Genomic DNA, 17,821 nt, shown 5'->3' with positions numbered 1-17,821 from the left:
TAGCTTAAACGGGTACTTGGTCTGCTGAGACTGAGTGCCTTTTTCATTTGCCAGAACTTAAAGGATTTCCTAAGCCCCACCAATTCCTAACAGATTACCGGCAATCCCGAATGGCCTTTGCTATACTCGACTCACGTTAAGCGACTGCCTGCCAGTGGGCGGGCGGGTTAACGTGAGTCGGTGACCCGTGTGGGCAGATTCAAAACGGGGCCGCCGAGGACAGTTCGACACTGAATTCAGTCATTTTCAACAGAAATGCCAATGAAAATTGCGTTTGCTGAGCAAACCAATGCGAAATTTTTTAAAAGTCTGCTATACTTTAAGCGCAAATGTGATTTTTAGTTTCAGCGCGCGGGAAAGCTTGTTAGGTCAGCAAAGAGAAAGGGTGACCAGCAGTTGAATGCGGGTGAATCGGCGGGCCTTTTTCCAAGGATTCACGCATGAAAATCAATTTATTTTATAATTGGGACGAACCAATTTATAAAAAGGTTGACTTTTTGTGAAAGTTTAGTATGATAAGAGAATAGAAATTAACCTCGATCATTGATGTTGATTTAGATGATGTAACTCAACGACACGAAGGAGTGTATGAATTCATGGCAGTAGATTACGATTCCAAGTCATACTTGGAAAAAGTTGACGCATGGTGGCGTGCCACTACGTACCTTTCCGGTGGTATGATCTTCCTGAAGAGCAACCCATTGTTCTCAGTTACGAACACACCAATCCAAAAGGACGACGTTAAGGTTAAGCCTATCGGACACTGGGGTACTATCTCAGGACAAACTTTCCTGTACGCCCACGCCAACCGTTTAATCAACAAGTACGGCTTGAACATGTTCTATATCGGTGGTCCAGGTCACGGTGGCCAAGTTATGGTAACGAACTCTTACTTGGACGGCACCTACACGGATGCTTATCCTGAAATTACTCAGGACCTCGAAGGGATGTCACGTCTGTACAAGCGGTTCTCATTCCCTGGTGGAATTGGTTCCCACATGACTGCCCAAACGCCAGGTTCCCTTCACGAAGGTGGAGAACTTGGTTACTCACTTTCCCACGCAACTGGTGCTGTCTTAGACAACCCAGACCAAATCGCCTTCACGGTTGTTGGTGATGGGGAAGTTGAAACCGGCCCTGCTATGACTGCATGGAACTCCATCAAATTCTTGAACCCTAAGAACGATGGTGCCGTATTACCAATCCTTGACTTAAACGGGTTTAAGATCTCTAACCCAACCCTGTTCTCACGGATGAGCGATGACAAGATTGCTAAGTTCTTCGAAGGCTTAGGCTGGTCACCACGTTTCCTTGAAAACGAAGATATCCATGATTACATGACTTACCACGAAAAAGCTGCTAAGTTATTTGATCAAGCTATCGCTGATATCCAACAAATCCAAAAGGATGCCCGCGAAAACGGCAAGTACGAAGATGGGACTATCCCAGCTTGGCCAGTTGTTATCGCTCGTTTGCCTAAAGGTTGGGGCGGTCCTACGCACAACCCAGCTGGCGAACCAATCGAAGGCTCCTTCCGTGCTCACCAAGTTCCACTTGGCTTAGCACAAGGTAAGCTTGATGAATTACCAGAATTCGAAGCTTGGATGAACTCATACAAGCCTACTGAATTATTCAATGCTGATGGTTCATTGAAGGCAGAAGTCGCTGACTTCGCTCCTAAGGGCGACAAGCGGATGGCTGCTAACCCAGTTGCCAATGGTGGCCGTGCTCGCGGTGCCAAGGCCGACACGCTCGACCTGCCTAACTGGAAAGACTTCGCTAACGACATCAACGAAAACAACCGTGGGACTCAGTTACCAGATGGTAACAAGAACATGGATATGAACGTTCTGTCAACCTTCTTCGCCGGTGTTGCTACGAAGAACCCTACGTCATTCCGGATCTTCGGACCTGACGAAACGATGTCTAACCGTCTTTGGGAAATGTTCAAGATTACGAACCGTCAATGGATGAGTAAGGTCAAGGAACCAAATGACCAATACGAAGCCCCAGAAGGCCGTATCTTGGATGCCCAATTATCAGAACACCAAGCTGAAGGTTGGCTTGAAGGTTACACCTTAACTGGTCGTACCGGTGTGTTCACCTCTTACGAATCATTCTTGCGGGTTGTCGACTCAATGACGACGCAACACTTCAAGTGGATCCGTCAGGCTGCTGCTGAACCATGGCGTAATGATTACCCATCATTGAACCTGGTTTCAACTTCAACTGTTTTCCAACAAGACCATAACGGTTACACCCACCAAGACCCAGGTATGCTGACTCACTTGTCCGAAAAGAAGTCTAACTTCATTCGCCAATACCTGCCAGCTGATGGGAACACGTTGTTGGCTGTCTTCGACCGTGCCTTCAAGGACCGTCAAAAGGTTAACCACATCGTTGCTTCCAAGCAACCTCGTCAACAATGGTTCTCCGTTGCCGAAGCCGAAGAACTGGCTAACACCGGTTTGAAGACTATCGACTGGGCTTCCACTGTTGCTGAAGGCGAAGATGCTGATATCGTCTTTGCTTCCGCTGGTGTTGAACCAACCATCGAAACGTTGGCTGCCATTGACTTGCTCAATGCTGCATTCCCAGCTGTTAAGATGCGTTACGTCAACGTGGTTGAATTAGAACGTCTGCAAAAGAAGAACGGGCCTCTGAACGACGACCGTGCTTTGAGCGATGCTGAATTCAGTTCATTCTTCGGCGAATCCGGGACTCCTGTTGTCTTTGGTTTCCACGGTTACGAAGACTTGATCGAATCCTTCTTCTACGAACGTCAACACTTAGGCTTACACGTTCACGGTTACCGTGAAGACGGTGATATCACGACTGCTTACGACATGCGTGTATACTCCGAACTTGACCGTTTCCACCAAGCCAAGGATGCTGTTAACACCTTGATTGCCAAGGGTGTTATTGACGAAGCTGCCGGTAAGGCCTTCGACAAGAAGATGGATGACATCTTAGCTAAGCATTTCAAGGTTACCCGTGACGAAGGTCGCGATATTGAAGAATTCACTAAGTGGGCATGGACCCCACTGAAGAAGTAATTCTTTAGTTAAATCAAAACTTAAACGCATGACTTGCGATTCGTTCGTGAGGCGTGTGATGAAAGGTCAATCCAGTGATGGGTTGGCCTTTTTTATTGTGAAAAGAGTGGGACAGAAGGCGGTTAGCTGGCGAGCATTAAGGCTGGTAACTAAATAATCCTGGGCCTGGATTGTTTGGTTATCAGTTTTAAGCGGAACCAGCTGCCTTTTGTCCCACGTTTCGGCCATATAAAATTGGATAGAAAAAAGCCTGAGAGAAAAATCTCAGGCTAAGGCATCATATTTGTATTAATTTAGAGCCCCCGGACAATCAATTGCCAGAGCGCTTCAAAGCGAGCGGCGTAGTCATCGTCGTTCCAGGTGTCCTTGAAAGTGGGGAGGGCAAAGACGGAAAAGGCTGACAGGATGGTCTCGGCTCGCTCGTGATGCGCGTCATCGTAATCCATAATCGTGTCGATCACCACGTAGGCACTGGTCAGAACGGCGCGCAGGGCGGTCGGATTGCTGTCGATGTAGCGGGTGTTGAGGGCAAACATTTGGGGATGGTCGTTGTAGGCGTGTTTCTTGGCATTGGCAAAGTCCCACAGCCAGTCGTGAAGCTGTTCAGCGGGCGTGCCAGTTGTGGGCAACGGAATCTGATCAATGATTGTCCGTTGGAACCAGGCGGCGGCCACGGCCTCCCAGAGTGCCTGCTTGTTGGTGAAGTGCTTGTAGATGGCCGCGTGGGTCACGTCGAGCTGTTGGGCAATCTGATCTAAGGTAACAGCTGGTTGTTGGTTCGCGGTGATCAGTGTTTCGGCGGTCGCCAGAATCTTTTCGCGGGTAATTTTAGCCATAATCATAACGGACTGAACGCAAGCGTCACGAGTCCTAACTCCTTTATTGGTATTTCCTCTAGTGTAACACAAAATAGCAGTAAGTTACTTTATTTGACTTTTGTTACTAAATGATTTATTCTTACTTAGAAGTTACCGGTGAGTGATGGACGTTTGACTGACTAGAAATGTAATTGTAGCAGTCGGTGGCAAACGGACATATTACCTGGGTGGTGAAATGGTCAGTGAGGTCAGTATCAGTGACCAGAGGCGGATCAACCTGGCCAGCTGTGTCGATGGTCTTGACTGGGGTTCTTTCCCAGCCTAGAGCATGGGACGGTCTTGGAAACTCGTGGGCTTTACGAGATTTCAAGGCGAGGTGGCGGACCGCCCCACAGGCCGGAACCGTTCCCCACAGCAGGGCAGGTTGAATCCGCCGTCGGGAACGGAATCACGCGTCACCGTAGATTATTTTCACTAAAACAAAAAAGATACCGACCAAGGTCGGGGAGGAGCCAATAACATGCAAGCAGCCCAACTAGACAAGTATGACAAGCAATTCAAACTCGTGGTGCGTGACATCCCCACGCCCACACCCAGCGCCAACGAGGTGTTGGTCAAGGTGCGCTATGCGGCCGTGAATCCCTTAGAAATGTTGATCGGTACCGGGAGCGTTAAACTGATTCAAGACTACCAGATGCCAGTCACGATGGGGAATGAAATCTCCGGTGAAGTGATGGGTGTCGGGGTCAACGTCGATGATTACCAAGTTGGCGACGCCGTTTACGCGCGGTTACCCTTGCCCCAACAGGGCGGTTTTGCCGAATACGTGGCCGTGGACCAGGCAGCGTTAGCGCCAATGCCAACGACCCTCGACTTTGCCCACGCGGCGGCCGTGCCGTTGACCGGTTTGACCGCCTACCAAGGCCTTCACGAAGAATTGGGCGCCAAGTCCGGCCAATCCGTGATGATTCCAGGAGGTTCCGGGTCCTTTGGCCAAATGGCCATTCCGTTAGCCAAGCAAATGGGACTGGAAGTCAGTGTTAGCGGTAATGCTGGCGCCAGAGAGGGTGTCATGGATTTGGGCGCGACCAACTATTTTGATTACCGTCAAGAAAATTACTGGGAAAAGTTAGCGCCAGTTGACTACGTGATCGACACGATCGGGCCGAAGGAATTTGCCCACGAGTTACAGGTCTTGAAGCCTGGTGGCCGGGTGCTGTCCCTACGGATGGGACCCAACCGGCAATTTGCCAAGGACCACCAGTTATCCTGGTGGAAGACGGCGCTGTTTACCCTAGCCGGCCGCAACTTTGATAAGCAAGCGGCCAGCGTGGGTGCCGATTACCGGTTCATCTTCGTGCGCAGCGATGGCGAACAATTGCGGGAAATCACGCAGGTGGTCGAAGAGAATCAGATTGAACCCGCCATTGACCCCACGGTGTTCCATTTGACTGACATTAACCAGGCCTTGGACTTGGTCGCAAAAGGCCGTCCTAAGGGCAAAGTGCTCATCCAATTTGATAAGTAAACGAAGGCGGCGACTCTGCGGGGTGGCCGCTTTTTAATTTGGTTACGAGTTTTTTGAAGGTTGCTGGTATAATGAGGGTTAACGAGATTGGCAGAAAGCGGGGTGACGGCACGTGCAGAGTAATCAACGAATCGCAGAACTCATGGTGCAGTTAATGTCCGGTGAAACGCTGAAACAGAGCGATTTGGAAGCAAAATATCATATCAGTCGGCGAACGTGTCAACGGGACTTTTCCTACGTGCGCAGTGCGCTGTCGGAGTATGCGGCGGGCGACCTAGTGGAACACGACGGCAGCTACCGGTTGGCTCGGCAGAGTGAAGAGACCGACGTGGAAATGGTTTTGACGATGAGCAACATTCTGTTGGGGTCCCGCGCGTTAGACCAAGACGAGCTGACGGCGACCTTGGATTACATCAGTAGCAGCCTGTCACCGGTGATGCAGGCAGTGGTCCGGCAACAATTAACTTTGTCGCGAGGCAGTTACGTGCCGCTATCCCGGGCCAAGCCACTGCTACACCGGTTGCGGGAGGTCGCGGCCAGTATCATGCGCACGGAGAAAATGGTCTTCACCTACCGTAGTAGCAGTCACAACAATTCTCAACTACAGGTTCACCACGCCCAGCCGGTGGCGCTGTTCTTCGAGACCTACTATTTCTACGTTGCCATGCTGAGTGAGGAACACCACGGCTACTGGCTCTATCGCTTGGACCGAATGGGGGACATTTTAGACAAGCTGCCGGGAGATCATCTCGACTACGCCGAACGCTTTTCCCTGCAGGAACACCGCAACTATACCTATTTGATAGATTCAGGGGCACTGACGCAGATTCGCTTCGAGTACCATAACTATGTGCAAACGGCCCTCGACCACTTTCCCGGCTCACGGGTCGTCAAGCAAAATGCGGATGGCAGTGTTGTAATCGAAGCCTACGTCAAAGTGGATGGGGCGTTGCTGTGGCTGATGAGTCAGGGCGCGGGGCTGAGGGTGTTGTCGCCGGTGTCGCTGGTCGACCGCATCAAGTCCGAGCTCCACCACACACTGAATCAATACGAGTGAAAGTGTTTCGTTCCCGGCGGCGGGCTCAAGCTGGCCTGCTATGGGGGACGGTTCCGGCCTGAGAGGCGGTCCTCCACCTCGCCTGAAAGCCTGGAAAGTCACCAGTCTCTCAGGTCGCCCCGTGGTCTAAACTGAGAAAACCACTCAGTTAAGACCACCGACACAGCTGGCCAGTTTGGCCCGCCTCTGGTCACTGACATCGGCCGATGATTTTTCACGTCGGGTTGATTGGCAGTTGGTTATTGATTGAGTTCCCGCCAGTGTGCAATAGAGTTTAATATCAAATAAATATTTTCCCCAGTATTTTGGGTGCATAAATGACGCTGTTTCCATCTGCGAAAAACAGATAACGGGCAGCGTTTTTAATTGCACTTTCCTAAACGACAAACTATGACGCCACCATTTTGTATAATGACCTCATCATCTAATTTTGAACTGGGTGAATTCATTTGAGGAGGAAACAATAATGAATCGGTTAACAAAAATGATTGGCGTGGCCTTGGTAGCGGCGAGCTTGGGTTTAGTGGTCAGTGGGATTGGCCAGGCACCAGAAACCGCTAGCGCTGCGGTGAAGGCCCACAAATTGACAAGTTTGCCTAAGGCGTTTCGGGGAACTTGGTATACCAGCTATAAAGGTAAGGGGCGCAAAATCAAGGCGAGTGCGAAGAAGTTTGATATCTCAACTTATCGGCATGCCTTGGATCGTAATAGCTATAGTGCTGCCAGTCAACAATACTTTACGCCATATCGATTGAGTGGCAAGAAGGTTCGTAAGCAGACGCTGTATCTATTGAATGGCACGGGAATAAGCACGGTTCGGCGGACGACGATTAAGGGCAAGCCAGTCTTAATTCAATACAATGAGCAAGAACACGGGACTATCTTAACCATCTTCACTAGAACTAAAAAGGCTTCAGTCCAAAAGGTCTATTCTGGTTCTAACCCGTTTGGGATGTCCGTCTACACGCGAAAAGATGCCTTGAAAAATCGCAAGTTTTACCGGACAATTGATCCAATTGTGAAAAAGCAATTTGGTGCAGCGGTGAAAAAGAAAGTCGACAAGGGCGGTAAGACGGGGAAATTTAAACATGTCAATGTGGTTTCCTATACGGCCTATGGTTTTTGGGATAGTATCGCAAATTAGCGTATTTTAAGCGCCAATTAAGTAAGCTATCTATAATTTTAGATATGAAAAAGACGTTACGCGTAACTGCCAATGACAGCTAACACGTAACGTCTTTTTAGTACAACGGCTTAAATTAAGGCCAGACACAGGGCCACAAACCGTCCGCAAAATCAGCGAACCAGTAACGGACCAACGCCATGTCAGCCGCAGGATTAGTGAAAATGAGTTGCGATGGTCGTTGTCAGTGACCAGAGGCGGGCCAAAGTGACCAGCTGTGTCGGTGAACTAGGCTGAAGTTCTTTTTCAGCCTAGTCCACGGGACAACCTTTGTGACCGCTTCTCAGGCACAAAGTTGAGGTGGAAGCCCGCCCTTCGGCTGGAACCGGCCCCACAGCAGGGCGCTTTGAGCCCGCCGCCGGGAACGCCCAGCACCGCGTACCGACGCAATTTCCACCAGCTTGGAGGCGAGGACAAAGGCTATTGTGCCCGTAACTGCTTCGCGCGTTGTTGCCGGAGCTGTTTCAGAGCTTTTTCTGGCGTCGTGGTGCCGGCGCTCAGCTGGTCCGCCGTCTGGTTCACCGCGTTCAGATAAGCCGTGTAACCGTAGAAGGTCGGATCCGGTGAAGCATGCGGTAACGACTGCACGGTCGCCCTGGCCGCCGGGTGCTCGGTCAGGTAACGCCGATAGTCGCGACTCTTCAGGGCCTGGGTGGTCAGCGGCAGGTAGCCGGTGGCCTTGGCCCATTTGAGCGTCTGCTTCTGGCCCAGTAGGTAGGTCATGAAGGCTGCAGCCCCGCGGCGTTGGGCCTTAGACGCCGATTTGAACATGACCAGATCATTACCTTGAATGGCACTGACATGACGGTTGCCCCGATAGCTGGGTAGCGGGGCCGTTCCCCAGTGAAACCCCTTGGGCGTGCTGGTTTGGAGCACACCGATTGCGGCCGAGGAGCCGCTGTAGAAGAGCGTTTTGCCCTTGAAAAATTGCACGTTGCCGTAGCCATCCGTTCCCGCCGTGGTGGCCGTCTTGGCCTTTAACATGTCGTAGACCACGTGGGTCGCTGCAAGCATCTTGGGACTCGTCAACTTGGGCCGGGGCGTCATCAGCGGGGTACCCGCCTGAAAGGTCAGCGTATCCCATTCGGCACAAAAATTTTGGTTCAGCGCTAGCCCGGTCAGCCCCTGAGCCTTGACCCGGGTAGCGTCACGTTGGAGTGCCTCCCAGGACTTAGGCACGGCCGTGTGCGTCTGCTTGAGTAGGTCGCGGTTGTAGAACAACAGGCCAATGGACTTGGAAAAAGGTAGGGCGTATGTTTGCCCGCGATAGTAGCTGACCTGCCGGAGATGGGGGTCGATACGGGCCATGGTGCGTTTCGGCAGATAATTGTTCAGTGGCACGATAAATTTACCATGCACGTAGTCGGGCACGTTGGTGTACGTAGTCTGGGCGATGGTCGGCAGGGTATCGGACTTAGCAGCGGCCATGATTTTCTGCTGGACGTTGGTGAAGTTGCCCTGGGCACTCGCGACGACGGTGTATTTAGACTGGGAGTGGTTAAAGCCGCGAACTAATTCGTTGAGCGTCTGTTGACTGGTGCCGGTCATGCCGTGCCAGAAGGTCAGCGTGACCCGTTTGTGCGGGGACTGGGTCGTGGTCGTTTTGCCAGAACAGGCGGCCAGCGACCCCAGCGCCAGGATGACGGTGAGACTTAAGAGTAAACGGAAATGGTGTTTCATGTGATCAGCCTTTCAAACGGGATGCGGTCACCCCGAGGATTAAGTATTTTTGACAAGCGAGATAGAGAATGAATAAGGGCAAAATGACGCAGACGGAGGCGGCCATTAGGAGCGGGTAGTTGGTGCCCTGGTCGCTGGTGAAGGTCATCAGGCCCACCGGCAACGTGCGTAACGCGTCGGTGTTGGTGACGATGAGTGGCCACATGAAGGCGTTCCAGGAGCCAATGACCTGTAAGAGCGCCACGGCCGTGATGATGGGGCGGTTGATGGGCACCAGCACGTGCCAGAGGTATTGCCAGTCGCTGGCACCGTCCAGCCGCGCGGCCAGGTACAGCGTTTGCGGTTGGGCCTTGAAGGCCTGATGGAGGGCGACCAGCATGAAGGGACTGGCCAGCCACGGCAAGATGAGCGCGGCGTAGGTGTTGATCCAGTGGAGGTGGGCCAGGGTGATGAAGTTGGGAATAAGCAGGAGCTCACCGGGCACCAGCATCAGCGCCACCATGAGGGCGAACAGCCACCGCTGGCCGTAGAAACGCAGGTGGGTGAAGGCAAATGCCGCGAGGAGGCTAGTAAACAGCTCGCCCGCCGTGGTGGCAACGGTCACCAGCAAGGAATTCAGGCAGTAACGCGCAAAGGGCGCCGCCTGCCAGACGTGCCAGTAGTTGAGCCACTGCAGGGACTTGGGGAGCCAGGTCGTCGTTGCGGTCAGCGTTGTTGCGGCCGGTTGCAGACTAGTGATGACCATCCAGCCAAAGGGCAGGAGCGTTAGGATGGCGCCCGCCGTTAACAACAGGTACCAGAGTGTGGTGCGAATGGGATGAGCCACGTTACCGCCCCCCTAACTGACGTTGCCGGTGGTGGAAGTAGCCGACCGTAATCAGGGTCAGTGCGCTCACACACAGGAAGAACACGACGCCACAAGCCGCGGCGACGGCCATTTGATTTTCGACATAAAATTTTTGATAGAGGTAGACCATCAGGGTGAGGTCGGCGTCCCCCGGTCCCGCGGCGCCGTGAAACAGCACGTAGACCTGGTCGAACACTTTGAAATTGGTGATGCTGGTGTTGACGATGACCAGGATGGTGATGGGCATCAGGAGCGGCCAGGTCACGTTGGTGAACCGTTGCCAATCGCTGGCGCCGTCCAGTTCGGCCGCCCGGGCAAAGCGGTGGTCGATGTGGTTCAGACCGGCGAGAAATAAAATAATATTGAAGCCCAGACCCTGCCAGATGCAGACGATAATCAGCGCGGCCAGCGAGTAGTGCGGGTCGTTGAGCCAGTCAATGGCGGGGATATGTAGGAGGTTCAGGAGTCGGTTGAGCAGGCCGCCGTCCAGCCGAAAGATCCAGTTCCAGACCAGACCAATGGCGACCGTCGACGTGACGAACGGCAGAAAGTAGACCGTTTGAAAAAAGCCGGCGAGTCGCGGAATCTGGTTGATACCCAGCGCAATGGCGAGGGCTAAAGCCACCGATAGGGGCACGGCGACTAGGACTAAGAGTAAGGTGTTGCGGGCGGCCAGGTGGAAGACCGGGTCGTGCCAGAGGTAGCTAAAGTTGGCCCAGCCCAGGGCGCCGACGTGGCCGGTATAGTAGTTGTATTTGGTATATAGGCAGATGAGAAACGCGTTCAGTAGCGGCCAGAGGATGAAGACTGCGGTGAGCACTAGCAACGGGGCCAGGTAGAGCAGGGCCTTGAGCGTGGACTTGAGAGTCGGCGTTGGGTTAAGCATTGCGGTCACCTCCCGCGAGACGGTGACCATTGGCGGTGAAGAGCGTGCAGCCGGCCGGTGCCAGGGTGACGGTAATCGTTGCGTCGGTCGTGGTGGGGATGGCGGTGCTGATGAGTGGCCCCATTGCCGTTTGTAAATGGGTTTGTACGTCGCGGCCCAGTTGGATCTGCTGGGTCACGGTGGCGGTTAGGTGGGGCTGGTCGGCCGTTGCCAGGCGAATGGCCTCGCTGCGGATGCCCAGCGTGGTGGCTGGGGTCGTGGTTGGCCACCAGAATTTGAACGCGGCCGGTAGCTGACCTAGCGGCACCACGTTGATGCGGGGCCGGCCAATGAATTGGGCCACGGTCAGGTTGGCGGGGTGCTGGTAAAGGTCGCGGCCGGTCCCGACCTGTTGCAGGCGGCCGTTGGCGAGCACCATGATCTGGTCGGCCACTTGGAGCGCGTCCTCCTGGTCATGGGTCACCAAGACCGTGGTCACGCCGGTCGTTCGCTGAATTTGGCGGATGACGCCGCGGAGTTCTTCGCGGAGCGTCGCGTCCAGACTCGACAGCGGTTCGTCCAACAATAAGAGGCTGGGTTGCTTGGCCAGGGCCCGGGCGATGGCGACCCGTTGTTGCTGGCCGCCGGAGAGTTCTTGAGGAAACTTCGTCAGCTGGTCGGTCACCTGAACCAACTCGGCCAGTTCGGCCACGCGTTGGTAGCGGGCGGCCTGTTTGACGTGGGCCATTTTCAGCGGGAAGCCAATGTTATCGCGGACGGTCAAGTGCGGGTACAGCGCGTAATCCTGGAAGACCATGCCGATGTTGCGGTGGCGGCTGTCCGTGGCGGTCACGTCGGTCTGGTTGAAGATAATCTGACCGGCACTGGGCGTTAGCAGGCCCGCAATCAGATTTAAAAGGGTGGACTTGCCACTGCCGCTGGGACCCAGGAGCGCCGTCAGTTGGCCGTCTGGAATCTGGCAGTCAAAGTTGGTGAGGATGGGCGGCTGTTGGTCGTAGGCTAGTGTGATATTTTTTAGGGTGACCTGCATGGGTCCAGCCTCCTTTCTAAAAATAAACTGATTCACGGTTTCGTTCCCGGCGGCGGATTCAAGGTACCCCTGCTATGGGGCACGGCTCCAGCCTGAGGGGCGGTCTTCCGCCTCGCCTTGAACCCTCGCTAAAACCGCGAGTTTCCAAGGTCGGCCCATGTTCTAAGTTGAGAATGGACCGCTCAGCTTAGAACATCGACACAGCTGGGCGATTTGGCCCGCCTCTGGTCACTGACATGGTCGTTTGTTTTTACGATGTCGTGGGTTTTCAGGTAAGCGGCAATTGGATGGGTGATTGATGAGGGCTATTTTTAATTTGATGGCTGGTGGTCTAGCAATCCTTGAATCTAACCAGCACCAAATGTATACATTGTGTCGTTGTTTAGATATGTCCCATTATAGCCTATCTGGACAGGAGGTGGTATCAATAATTTTGCGGTGGAATGGTATTGAGCCGGCGTCGTAAAGCTTAGAATTTGGTTAAGCCGCCTAAGTTAGGGGAGAAACCATGCTAAAATGAAATCACCCGCACTTGAGGTGAATTAAAACAGGAATATTTTAATTAGTTAATTGATGAGAAGCGTGACCTATCGTGCGAGTTGGTGATTAGATAGTAACGATTAAGAACAACTAGGGATGTTTTAAGGGGGAGACCACACATGAAAGTAACCATTTTGTTAGTCGAGGACGAAGAGGGGCTGCGGACGCTACTGAGCGCCGAGCTGGCGTTTGAGGATTACACCGTGATTCCGTGTGCCAGCGGGGAAGATGCTCTGACACAGTTCGCTGCGCACCAGCAGGAGATTTCACTGATCATTTTGGACTGGATGTTGCCCGGCATTGATGGACTGGGCGTGCTGCGGAAGATTCGGCGGCACTACGACGTTCCGGTAATCATGATGACCGCACGGGATTACGTGGGCGACAAGGTTTCCGGTCTGGACGCCGGCGCTGATGACTATATCACCAAGCCGTTTGATACCGAGGAACTGCTCGCACGGATTCGCGTGATTTTGCGGCGCAACGTGGTAAAAAATATCAACGATAAGAAATTTCATGTGGGGCCACTGGCGTTGGATACTAAGACGCGCCAGGTCTTTGCGGCCGACGCCGAGATTCAGCTGACGCAACGCGAGTTCGATTTACTCCTGACGTTCATGCAGCATCCGGGCGAGGTCCTGACCCGTGACGACCTGCTGGACGCCGTGTGGGGCACCAATTTCGACGGGCAGGTCAACATCGTCGACGTCTACGTCCGCTACCTCCGCAATAAATTAAAGGAAAGTGTTGCCAGCCAGATGATTCAAACGATTCGGGGCGTGGGCTACAAACTGGGTGCCGCTGATGAAGAAAACGCTCTTTAATACCAGCGCGGCGCGAATCACCAAGGTGTACGCGCTGCTTCTGCTGGGCATCACCGTGATTCTGGGTGGCGTCATCATTTCCGTGGTCGGGGTCAAGCAGGCCGAGGTCCAGCGGCAACAGGCGTTGGGTATCGTGCGCGGGCTGAAACGGACCTTCGTGGCCAACCGCGATGACTGGTACTGGTGGCGGATGAGTAGCTGGGCCGACAAGCGGACGACCTTTATCCGCATCAGCGTCACCAAGCCTGGCAAGACCACTAAGCACCTCTATTCGCCCAACACCCAACGGTTCTTGCGGAGCAAAGCCAACGGGACCGTGCATCAGGTGACGCCCAACTTCGGCTATCTGGAGAAGTCGGGGCTGTACTACCACGTGCGTGCGTCCGACATCGCCACGGATAAACGGGACCCGACCGTGCGCTACGACGTGTGGTTGAAGCTCAACGAGGTCACGGATCTGTTGCTGTTGTTGGTGAAATTAATTTTGCTGATTTCACTGGCGTTTCTGCTGATTGGGACCTGGTTCATTTACCTGTTAGCGCGGCAACTGAACCGACCGCTGGTTGAGCTGACCGGCACGACCAAGGCCATCAACCAAGACATTTCGGAAAATTATCAACGGCAGTTACCGGTGCCGGCGTCGCCCCAGGAAGTTCACGACTTAACGGTCGAGTTCAACCTGCTGCTGCATTCGCTGAGTGAGCAGGAACAGGCCGACCGGCGCTTCGTGGCCAACGCCTCGCATGAATTGAAAACGCCTATCGCCACGATTCGCGGGTACGTCTCCATGGTCAAACGGCGTGGCACGGCGCATCCCGAGGTGATTCCGACGGCCCTGCAGTTCATCGATCAGGAGTCCGAGCGGATGCAGCGGTTGGTGGAGAGTCTGTTGAAGCTGTCACGGGCCAATCAACTGGAGCTGACCACGACCAGCGTGGACCTGAGCCAAATGGTGACGGAGACGGCGGCAAATTACGGCACGTCGATGGGCCGCGAGGTCATTTTAAACGTTCAACACCACGTGACGGCGCAGGTCAACGCGGACAGTCTCACGCAGATCCTCACGAGCCTGTTGAATAACGCTCAGAAATATTCGCCAGCGGACGCGCCCATCACGGTTACGTTGGCGGCCGTGGGCAAACAGCTGACGGTGGCCGTGGCGGACCTGGGGATGGGGGTGCCGGACGACCAGAAGGCCCTTATTTTCGGCCGCTTTTACCGGACCAGCAATGTGCGCAACAGCGTGGCCGGTAACGGGTTAGGTCTGGCCATTGTCCATCAGTTGGTCACGCTCAGCCATGGCGACATCGTGGTGAAGGATAACCAGCCGCGGGGGAGTGTGTTTGAAGTGACCCTGCCACGATGAGTGCCGTTTCTGAGAAATTCTCAGGTAAGTTTCTTTTTAAATAGATAGAGCCCCTTTCGAAAACTGTGTAGAATGAGTCACAGTTAATCAGGAAGGGGTTTTTGATTAACGGGGGAAAGCATCATCCCGGCACCATCTGCGGGGGAGCAACACAGCAGAGGCCAGGAGTAAGCAGAATAGAAGCAGGTTGATGGTTATTGGCGTAGGACGGAAAAATTTTAAAATGGGCGCCGGACTGTGGGGACGGTCACGACGCCAGAAAGGGGGCAGCCAATCATGCAGAGTCCATTACAGATTCGCGAGTTCCATTACGCAGACGTGTCGGCGTTGACCAAAATTGTCGGTCAACTCTGGCAATTCGATCAAGCCAATCGCGGGTTAAATGAAGTGGCGGCGCGCGTTTACTTGCGGACGTGCTTGACGCAACAAAACTACGTCCGCGTTGCCGTGTGGCAGAACCAGGTGGTGGGGGCCATCTTGGCGGATACCAAGTACCGCAAGAAGGAGCGGTCATATGATCTGTGGCAACTGACAGTGGCCAAGGCGGCTTTAGCCGTACGGCCGGGGGGCTGTCAGCTGTTGCGGCAGTTACGTGAGCGGGGCACGATTGACGAACATCTCTTGGCTAGCCTGCAACGACGCGAGTTCTTGGGGGAAATCGTGTTGTTGATGGTCGACCCGGAGTATCAAAACCTGGGCATCGGCCACCGACTGGTCCAAACGGTTGCTGAGTATTGGGATGCGGCACCGGTTGATAAGGTGTACTTATTTACTGCGGCAGAACGTTTGGGGCGTTTCTACCGCCAGCAGGGCTTTCAGGAAAGCCAACGTGAGCAAGTTGATTGGCCAGCGGCCGACCAGCCGCGCCAGTTAGCCGGGTATTTGTACACGGGCCATGTCAGTGATTTGGCGACTGCCCCCAAGCACCGGCTATGCAAGGAGTCAGGTCAGGCCTGAGCCGAACGGGTTGCGTTCGCTCAAGGTCAGCAACTAAATAAACCACGAAGACCGGTTGATTATGAACCGGTCTTTTTGTGTTTCAGGACAATTAGTTAATAGTTATATTAAGACGCTTAGTATAATTGTTTACATAATTCAGCACTTTAGCCATTCTGGTGATAGTTTTCCCGCAATAAATAGCCTAATATTGGACACAGTCAATTAAGTGGTAATAAATTGACTGCGTAGACAACTAATTGGGTAATTTAGCAGAGGTGTTAGGTATCAATTCCCGGCAACTAAGCGTAAATGACCCCTTTAATCAGTGCTAGGTATCAGTTAAGCTGGTTAATGATCAGCTACATGAGTGTGGGTTGAGGTTGCGTCGGCTTGTTGAATGCAGGCGGTCAGAAACTCTGACAGAAGATTGATGAATCATAGTCAGCTATGCGGCCCACAATCGAGTTAATAACCAGCCACCAGTTTGTGGTTTAAAACCGGTGTCAGCCGCAGGGCCGGTGAAAATGAGCCGAGTTGGTCGATGTCAGTGACCAGAGGCGGGCCAAAGTGACCAGCTGTGTCGGTGGTCTTGGCTGAGGTTTTTGCTCAGCCTAGTCCACGGGGCAACCTTTGTGACCGGTTCTCAGGCACAAAGTTGAGGTGGAAGCCCGTTTCTCAGGCTGGAACCGACCCCATAGCAGGGCACTTTGAGCCCGCCGCCGGGAACGGCAAGCATTAACCGCGCGTCCTGGCTCAGGTTTCACCGGACCAGAAGCGAAGTTAACAACTGTTAAAACCAGGGCCAAGCGTGGCGCTGGCTATTCACGTAAAAAAATTTAGAAAAGAAGAGGGTTTCGCCATGACGTGGTCTCATTGGCAAGTGCCGCCATTTATCACCAGTGTGTTCTTTGTTTTAGGAGTTTTCACGCTCTATTGGGTCTCGTATAACTGGATTGCCTCCTGGGCGCGGAACCACTGCCTGAAAATTTCAGAGGAAGCCATCAACACGTGGTACGGTATCGCGTACATGGTGGCCTTTGCGTTTGGTATTCAGACGTTTGTGGTCGGCCAGACCAATTCCTGGGAGTTCATGAACTTTCAGCTGATTGCCGTTATTTTCTGTGCGTATTTCTTAAATATCCACTTGCCCTACTACTGGTTTTTCCCGATTCTGCTGGCGTACATGACGTTCAACGGCTCGCTGGGATACTGGGAATCGTGGGGCCACGCGGCCACGATGATGGCGTTCTTCATCACGTTAAATGTGATTCGGGTCCGTTATCACAATCACAAAATGGCACCGGTGCTGTACATGGCGGTCGGTGTCCCGTTTGGGGGCCTACTGTGGCTGTGGATGAAACTGAAGTTTGATTTTACCTGGATGACGTTCTGGGAAGAATGGGCCTACCTGATCATCTTCGAGGTATTGCTCTACATTTACGTATCCATGCTGTCGCACGACGTTGAGTTAAAATTACGGCTGGCCAAGTTTGCCAGTCACGATGCCTTGACTAAGACGGAAAACTTTGCGGCCTACACGGATGCCATCCAGTATCTGTTCGACGAGCACCAGAACAGTCGTCGGCCGCTGGCCATGATGATGTTTGATATCGATCATTTCAAACATATCAACGACACCTACGGCCATTCGGCGGGGGATGCCGTCCTGCAACAGGTCACCGACGCGGTCCAGACCGTGCTGGCGGCTAACGATTCGGCAGTCAAACTCTACCGGACCGGGGGCGAGGAATTTAACATTCTTTTCCCAGGCTATGATTTGGCTGAGACCGAGCATATCGTCAAACAGATTTTTACCGCGGTGAACCATTTGGAAATTCATTCCGCGCAGACCGTCATTCACGTGACCATTTCCGTGGGGGTCTCGGCGATTTCTGAGGATGACCAGTCGCCAATCGAGTTCTACAACCGTGTGGACCAGAACCTCTACCACTCCAAGCGCAACGGCCGGATGCAGGTTACTGTGGCTTAGCCTCTTTTACACCTGTTTGGTTCTGGGTGTGGTGGATGATTGGCCGCCTGCGGCTTCCAGGACTACGCCTGCTGTGG

The 17,821-nt window shown here is 53.3% G+C and carries 13 protein-coding genes; 8 read left to right on the top strand and 5 right to left on the bottom strand.

The window, feature by feature from the left end:
- Positions 1-596 precede the first annotated feature (596 nt).
- On the top strand, positions 597-3,056 hold the full coding sequence (locus EKM84_RS03565) for a phosphoketolase family protein (RefSeq protein ID WP_125763730.1): 2,460 nt from the start codon (positions 597-599) through the stop codon (positions 3,054-3,056).
- 293 nt (positions 3,057-3,349) lie between these two features.
- Here EKM84_RS03565 and EKM84_RS03560 read toward each other — a convergent pair whose 3' ends face one another.
- The gene (locus EKM84_RS03560; RefSeq protein ID WP_125763878.1) at positions 3,350-3,892 is read right to left on the bottom strand and encodes a TetR/AcrR family transcriptional regulator; all 543 of its coding nucleotides are present in this window, start codon (positions 3,890-3,892) and stop codon (positions 3,350-3,352) included.
- A gap of 502 nt (positions 3,893-4,394) precedes the next feature.
- Here EKM84_RS03560 and EKM84_RS03555 point away from each other — a divergent pair.
- The 3 genes from EKM84_RS03555 to EKM84_RS03545 all read left to right on the top strand — a co-directional run bounded on the left by EKM84_RS03555 (position 4,395) and on the right by EKM84_RS03545 (position 7,603).
- Positions 4,395-5,402 (top strand): NADP-dependent oxidoreductase, encoded by a 1,008-nt coding sequence (locus EKM84_RS03555; RefSeq protein WP_125763728.1) that lies wholly within the window; start codon positions 4,395-4,397, stop codon positions 5,400-5,402.
- 112 nt (positions 5,403-5,514) lie between these two features.
- Positions 5,515-6,459 (top strand): helix-turn-helix transcriptional regulator, encoded by a 945-nt coding sequence (locus EKM84_RS03550; protein WP_225418124.1) that lies wholly within the window; start codon positions 5,515-5,517, stop codon positions 6,457-6,459.
- A 466-nt stretch (positions 6,460-6,925) separates the two neighbouring features.
- Positions 6,926-7,603 carry a hypothetical protein gene (locus EKM84_RS03545; RefSeq protein ID WP_125763726.1) on the top strand — a complete coding sequence of 226 codons (678 nt, stop codon included), beginning with the start codon at positions 6,926-6,928 and terminating at the stop codon, positions 7,601-7,603.
- A 459-nt stretch (positions 7,604-8,062) separates the two neighbouring features.
- On the opposite strand, the gene EKM84_RS03540 is transcribed toward EKM84_RS03545, so the two are convergent.
- Genes EKM84_RS03540 through EKM84_RS03525 form a run of 4 tightly spaced genes read right to left on the bottom strand, consistent with a single transcriptional unit; the run spans position 8,063 to position 12,085 of the window.
- The gene (locus EKM84_RS03540) at positions 8,063-9,322 is read right to left on the bottom strand and encodes an ABC transporter substrate-binding protein (RefSeq protein WP_125763724.1); all 1,260 of its coding nucleotides are present in this window, start codon (positions 9,320-9,322) and stop codon (positions 8,063-8,065) included.
- 4 nt (positions 9,323-9,326) lie between these two features.
- Positions 9,327-10,148, bottom strand: coding sequence for a carbohydrate ABC transporter permease (locus tag EKM84_RS03535; RefSeq protein ID WP_404819512.1), 822 nt, complete (start codon positions 10,146-10,148; stop codon positions 9,327-9,329).
- Between the two features lies 1 nt (position 10,149).
- On the bottom strand, positions 10,150-11,055 hold the full coding sequence (locus EKM84_RS03530; protein WP_125763722.1) for a carbohydrate ABC transporter permease: 906 nt from the start codon (positions 11,053-11,055) through the stop codon (positions 10,150-10,152).
- Positions 11,048-12,085 (bottom strand): ABC transporter ATP-binding protein, encoded by a 1,038-nt coding sequence (locus EKM84_RS03525; RefSeq protein WP_125763720.1) that lies wholly within the window; start codon positions 12,083-12,085, stop codon positions 11,048-11,050. Before EKM84_RS03525 ends, EKM84_RS03530 begins: the two co-directional genes overlap by 8 nt.
- 659 nt (positions 12,086-12,744) lie before the next feature.
- Here EKM84_RS03525 and EKM84_RS03520 point away from each other — a divergent pair.
- The 4 genes from EKM84_RS03520 to EKM84_RS03505 all read left to right on the top strand — a co-directional run bounded on the left by EKM84_RS03520 (position 12,745) and on the right by EKM84_RS03505 (position 17,744).
- Positions 12,745-13,449 carry a response regulator transcription factor gene (locus EKM84_RS03520; protein WP_125763718.1) on the top strand — a complete coding sequence of 235 codons (705 nt, stop codon included), beginning with the start codon at positions 12,745-12,747 and terminating at the stop codon, positions 13,447-13,449.
- Entirely contained in the window at positions 13,430-14,815 is a 1,386-nt protein-coding gene (locus tag EKM84_RS03515) for a sensor histidine kinase (RefSeq protein WP_125763716.1), read from the top strand. The genes EKM84_RS03520 and EKM84_RS03515 overlap by 20 nt, the downstream gene beginning before the upstream one ends.
- 276 nt (positions 14,816-15,091) lie before the next feature.
- Positions 15,092-15,772, top strand: a complete 681-nt coding sequence (locus tag EKM84_RS03510) for a GNAT family N-acetyltransferase (RefSeq protein ID WP_125763714.1) — start codon at positions 15,092-15,094, stop codon at positions 15,770-15,772.
- An 841-nt stretch (positions 15,773-16,613) separates the two neighbouring features.
- Positions 16,614-17,744 (top strand): GGDEF domain-containing protein, encoded by a 1,131-nt coding sequence (locus EKM84_RS03505; protein ID WP_125763712.1) that lies wholly within the window; start codon positions 16,614-16,616, stop codon positions 17,742-17,744.
- The last annotated feature ends 77 nt before the right edge of the window (positions 17,745-17,821 follow it).

Origin of the sequence: Levilactobacillus mulengensis (assembly GCF_003946045.1) — a bacterium.
GTDB lineage: Bacteria > Bacillota > Bacilli > Lactobacillales > Lactobacillaceae > Levilactobacillus > Levilactobacillus mulengensis.
Note: the sequence above shows the minus strand (reverse complement) of the source record. Positions and strands in the feature narration are given on the sequence as shown.

Coding starts and splice junctions, on each gene's coding strand:
- EKM84_RS03565 (WP_125763730.1), top strand. CDS start 597: ATGGCAGTAGATTACGATTCCAAGTCATACTTGGAAAAAGTTGACGCA.
- EKM84_RS03560 (WP_125763878.1), bottom strand. CDS start 3,892: ATGGCTAAAATTACCCGCGAAAAGATTCTGGCGACCGCCGAAACACTG.
- EKM84_RS03555 (WP_125763728.1), top strand. CDS start 4,395: ATGCAAGCAGCCCAACTAGACAAGTATGACAAGCAATTCAAACTCGTG.
- EKM84_RS03545 (WP_125763726.1), top strand. CDS start 6,926: ATGAATCGGTTAACAAAAATGATTGGCGTGGCCTTGGTAGCGGCGAGC.
- EKM84_RS03540 (WP_125763724.1), bottom strand. CDS start 9,322: ATGAAACACCATTTCCGTTTACTCTTAAGTCTCACCGTCATCCTGGCG.
- EKM84_RS03530 (WP_125763722.1), bottom strand. CDS start 11,055: ATGCTTAACCCAACGCCGACTCTCAAGTCCACGCTCAAGGCCCTGCTC.
- EKM84_RS03525 (WP_125763720.1), bottom strand. CDS start 12,085: ATGCAGGTCACCCTAAAAAATATCACACTAGCCTACGACCAACAGCCG.
- EKM84_RS03520 (WP_125763718.1), top strand. CDS start 12,745: ATGAAAGTAACCATTTTGTTAGTCGAGGACGAAGAGGGGCTGCGGACG.
- EKM84_RS03515 (WP_125763716.1), top strand. CDS start 13,430: ATGAAGAAAACGCTCTTTAATACCAGCGCGGCGCGAATCACCAAGGTG.
- EKM84_RS03510 (WP_125763714.1), top strand. CDS start 15,092: ATGCAGAGTCCATTACAGATTCGCGAGTTCCATTACGCAGACGTGTCG.
- EKM84_RS03505 (WP_125763712.1), top strand. CDS start 16,614: ATGACGTGGTCTCATTGGCAAGTGCCGCCATTTATCACCAGTGTGTTC.